General features: G+C 54.9%; 4 protein-coding genes and 1 pseudogene. 1 reads left to right on the top strand and 4 read right to left on the bottom strand.

Translation table 11 applies throughout. The features are described 5' to 3' along the window. From B4968_RS21995 to B4968_RS21980, 3 genes and pseudogenes are all read right to left on the bottom strand, one after another. A partial coding sequence (locus B4968_RS21995) for a site-specific integrase (RefSeq protein ID WP_241525925.1) occupies nt 1–834 on the bottom strand: 834 nt, incomplete at its 3' end. A 197-nt stretch (nt 835–1,031) separates the two neighbouring features. Then, nucleotides 1,032–2,242 (bottom strand): annotated as a pseudogene (locus tag B4968_RS21985) (phage portal protein). 1 nt (nt 2,243) lies between these two features. Continuing rightward, nucleotides 2,244–2,408, bottom strand: a complete 165-nt coding sequence (locus tag B4968_RS21980; RefSeq protein ID WP_241525924.1) for a HipA N-terminal domain-containing protein — start codon at nt 2,406–2,408, stop codon at nt 2,244–2,246. Between the two features lie 220 nt (nt 2,409–2,628). Between B4968_RS21980 and B4968_RS23370 the strand changes: the two genes are divergently transcribed. After that, complete coding sequence (locus tag B4968_RS23370; RefSeq protein WP_139792974.1) at nt 2,629–2,868, top strand: hypothetical protein; 240 nt, start codon at nt 2,629–2,631, stop codon at nt 2,866–2,868. A 540-nt stretch (nt 2,869–3,408) separates the two neighbouring features. On the opposite strand, the gene B4968_RS23885 is transcribed toward B4968_RS23370, so the two are convergent. Beyond that, nucleotides 3,409–3,668, bottom strand: a 260-nt coding sequence (locus tag B4968_RS23885) for a hypothetical protein (protein ID WP_206601130.1), incomplete at its 5' end; no start/stop codon positions are given.

Here is a 3,668-nt window from a genome sequence, read left to right as displayed (position 1 = left end):
CGCGTGTTGATCGAAGGCCAAAAGACCCAACCGCTTGCGCTCTCGCACCATAACACGAGCCATCGCGTGATAGTCCATCGGGGAGCCATCAGCGCGGGTCAGAATATGACGGGTGGAATGCGGCGCAAATCCCAGGCTGGCTTTTGTCTTGTCCAGCGCGGCCTTCAAAGCTTCGGTACATGGCAACTGCAACGGCAGATCTGTCTTATTCTGTCGCAACTTAAGGTTAACACCATCATAGTCTCCCCACTTAAATTCCACCCAATCACCTGGACGCTGGACGCTCCCTACCCCAATTTCAAAAATCAATAGCGGCAACGGCTCAGCCTCAGCCCGCATCAGATCAACCGCCCAATCTGCCCACGGCAAATGCGGTTTCTGGCGATCCTTGGGGACCTTGAGCTTATCCATCTTGAGAAATGGATTTTCGTTCCGCCAACGTTTCTTGATCGCCAATTGGGTCAGCATCGAAACAGCGGTTGGAAGGTAGTTCGCAAAGCGGACGCGGTGTTTGTTCGCTTCCATCGCGTCATAAACATCAGCCGGGGTCAGCTTGGAAACATTGGCGCGTCCAATTTTTTCTTCCAGATATGTAAAAACGGGTTCGAGGTCTTTGCGGTAGCGCGGGGAAAAGTTAGCCCATTTGTCGCTTTCCCGCATAGCAGTGATGATTGCAGACCATGACGTTTTCGCTTCAACCCGCTTGCCACTTAGGATTTCCCAATACTGGCGATCAAATTCAGCCGTGCCTTGGTCAGCCGTGATCCGGGTCAGTTTCCCCTTTATCCGCACATAGATGCGTCCCCTTGGGTGTCTCCAAATGTACTTTTTCACCACTCAACTCCTCCGTGGCCTTCAGCTGCGGCTCCACTCGCGATGCGGCGCAACTCGTCAACGTCCCAACGCTTAAACCCTCCAATATCGTGTGGGTTAAGGAAGCATCCCACCATCAACTAGCTTGTGAAAGTCGGCTGGCTTCATATCCAATAGCTTGGCGGCGCTGCGATCATTGGCAAAGAGAAGATCGGCCATCATTCGCCCTCCCCTTGCCGCACACCCAACACAGTCATGTTCAACGGCGACAGATATTCTCCGCCACCCTCGATCTCACTCAGGTTTTCCCATGCGCGGATCTCGTTCGGGCTAAGCCAGCCCCATTCCCGGCCGATCCGGTAGGCTTCATAGCGGGCTTTGATATCGCCGCGCATCAGCCCTGCCAGATCATGCTCCACAAAGAACCGCTTGCGGCCTTCTACGGTCAGCAGAGCCGCATTCATGGCCTGTTCAATCCTGCGGGCCATGGGGGCAAGGCAACGCACCACAAGGGCGCGGCTTTCGCCATCTACGTTGGAATAGGTGGCGTTATCGGTGATGCCAACAACAGTTGGCGGCACGCTAAAGGTTCGGGCCACGTCCATATTCGATAGCTTGCGACTCCCAGAAACTCAGCATCTTTTGCGGTCATCGACAGGCTTTTCCAATCCACCCCGCCATCCAGAACCAAAATTCCAGAGGTTTCGACCGGGCCTTCCACGCGGTCGCGCAGGATCTGCAAAGCATCGGCCTTTTTGTCGCCGCCGATAGACTGCGGAAACACCAGCGCCCCCTCGGCCCGGAATGCACGGCTGGCCTGTCGCGTGGCTTGGTCTTGCTGGGTCAGCGCCAGAGAGAAGGTCTCACGCGCAAGCTGGATGGGCGAAACACCCATCGCTCCATCTTTGCCCAGACGATACCGGAGGTGCAGAATTTCGTCCTGCAGAAGGATTTTGGACTCCCCGCGATCACCGCTCATGCGATACCGCAAGCGGCCATTTTCCAACCGCTCAACCGCCACATTGGAAGGGTGCAGCGGGTGCAGAGCAACCACTTGGCCGCGCGCGTTCGTCTCTATCCGCGCAAAAGCGTTACCATTGGTCAGCAGCGAGACCACCAGAAATTCGCGCCCCTCAAAGGCGGTCATTTGGCCGTTGAAACGGTCATGCAAAACGCTGTGCAAAGGGTGGTTTGCCGCCCGATCACGCCCGCCGTTGCTGCTGCGCTGATAGAGGTTCATCGGCATAGCTGCCAAGTTTTGGCTGATGACGGAAATACAGGCCTGCGCAACAGCCAGACTAGACGCCCGATTTGGGTCAACAATGCCTGTACCACCGGCGCGCTGCCCCAGAAACTCAGCCAAGCTTGGGTCAGAGGTGGCAACAGTTTCGCGTGTTTCACGGCCAAGGATGCGGGAAAGGAAGCTCATTTCACCAACTCCAAAACCCGCAAGCGGCGCGCAGCTGCATCACGAAAGAGGAAGGAACGCGCTGACGTATCGCCTGATTGTCCGGCAGCAGGTTTTCCAAGTAGGCGATAACAGGGCCGCCCTGGTGTGCCTCTTCACGCAAAGGCAGCGAAAGCGAGATGGGCATGGCATGTTCCCATCCCAACCAGTCCGGATCAGAGGTGAAGCTGATTGCGCCTGAGCCTGCAAGATGCCCCCCCCACCAACCGTCCGTTCAGAAGCACTTGCATCGTGCCGCTACGCCCGTGTTTGGCCATCAGAAGATATCTTCAATCTCAAGCGTGCCCCCGCGCTCCACCAATCGGAACTCAAGCCCACCTGAACTTGGCGGGGAGGTATTATCCGACATGCTGATGGATGAACCTCGCCGGTTGCGTTCTTTCTGCGTCGAGCAGTTACGGCGTGAGCCTAATCAGACGTTTCGCCCGGCAGACATCATTTTGAAAGAAATAAATTCGCGAATGGATCGACTACCGGAATGGAAACGCCAAAATTTCAACCTTCGCTATTTTGACGTAGATCGTGACGCACTCGAAAAGGCTTTGGTACTTGGTGAAAACGAGGATCGGCTCTACCTTTATCTATAGCATGTGTTCCAAGACGAGAGGGTCGTCGACAAAACTCTTTCTGAGCTTTTTGATCGACCGGCGATCACCCTACCACGTCCGCTACCTGAAGACTTTTGGCTCAGGTCTACTTCCGACGATGAGTCAAACTTAGCCAAAAAGGGTGGGAATGAATATCGGAGTGCGGTCGAAGGTCAAGCCAAGCGATGTGCCCAGATTTTTCGTTTGCCATTGTCGGTTGTTTCCGGCCGTGCCGACAGTGGAAAGACCACGATCATACGCGCAATTGTAAAGCGCATACGGCAAGTCGAAGTGAGTGGAGCGGCCGTTCATGTGATGCGCCCTACCCAACAAAGCGACAGATCGTGTGCGTGCAGTTTTCGAGCGTTTCAAGATCGGTGGGGTAGATGTTTCTACGATCCACTCTTTCCTGGCGTCGAATGGCTGGGCGCGTCAGCCGCTTAACCTCTAGCGCCCCGAGTTCTTTTGCACGTTTTGGCAATCATCCGTCCTTTGTTCGATTCCGGAATCGAACTCGCCCCCTGAAAATCAGCCCCACATCTACCCGCCCAAACGGGTGCGAATTAGTGCTATTTCATGGGACGGGATCGAACAAGTAAAATCCAACAAACCATTGTAAATAATGCAGAATGACACGAGTTTCGGCACCGGCTTGCCTGCGGCACTCGCCTCCAATACTTTCAGTGACTTAGCATCTAGCGTTCTCATTGGGCTATCACCTTTGGCATCATGTTTACGTTCTGGTCTCGTTCTGTTCATCTGCGTTTTGTCGCTGCTTGGCGGGCACGCATGATTTGCCT

This window comes from Pseudophaeobacter leonis, assembly GCF_002087335.1.
GTDB lineage: Bacteria > Pseudomonadota > Alphaproteobacteria > Rhodobacterales > Rhodobacteraceae > Pseudophaeobacter > Pseudophaeobacter leonis.
The sequence above is the reverse complement of the archived record's forward strand: the minus strand, read 5'-3'. Positions and strand labels throughout refer to the sequence as shown.

Coding starts and splice junctions, on each gene's coding strand:
- B4968_RS23370 (WP_139792974.1), top strand. CDS start 2,629: ATGCTGATGGATGAACCTCGCCGGTTGCGTTCTTTCTGCGTCGAGCAG.
- B4968_RS21980 (WP_241525924.1), bottom strand. CDS start 2,408: ATGCCCATCTCGCTTTCGCTGCCTTTGCGTGAAGAGGCACACCAGGGC.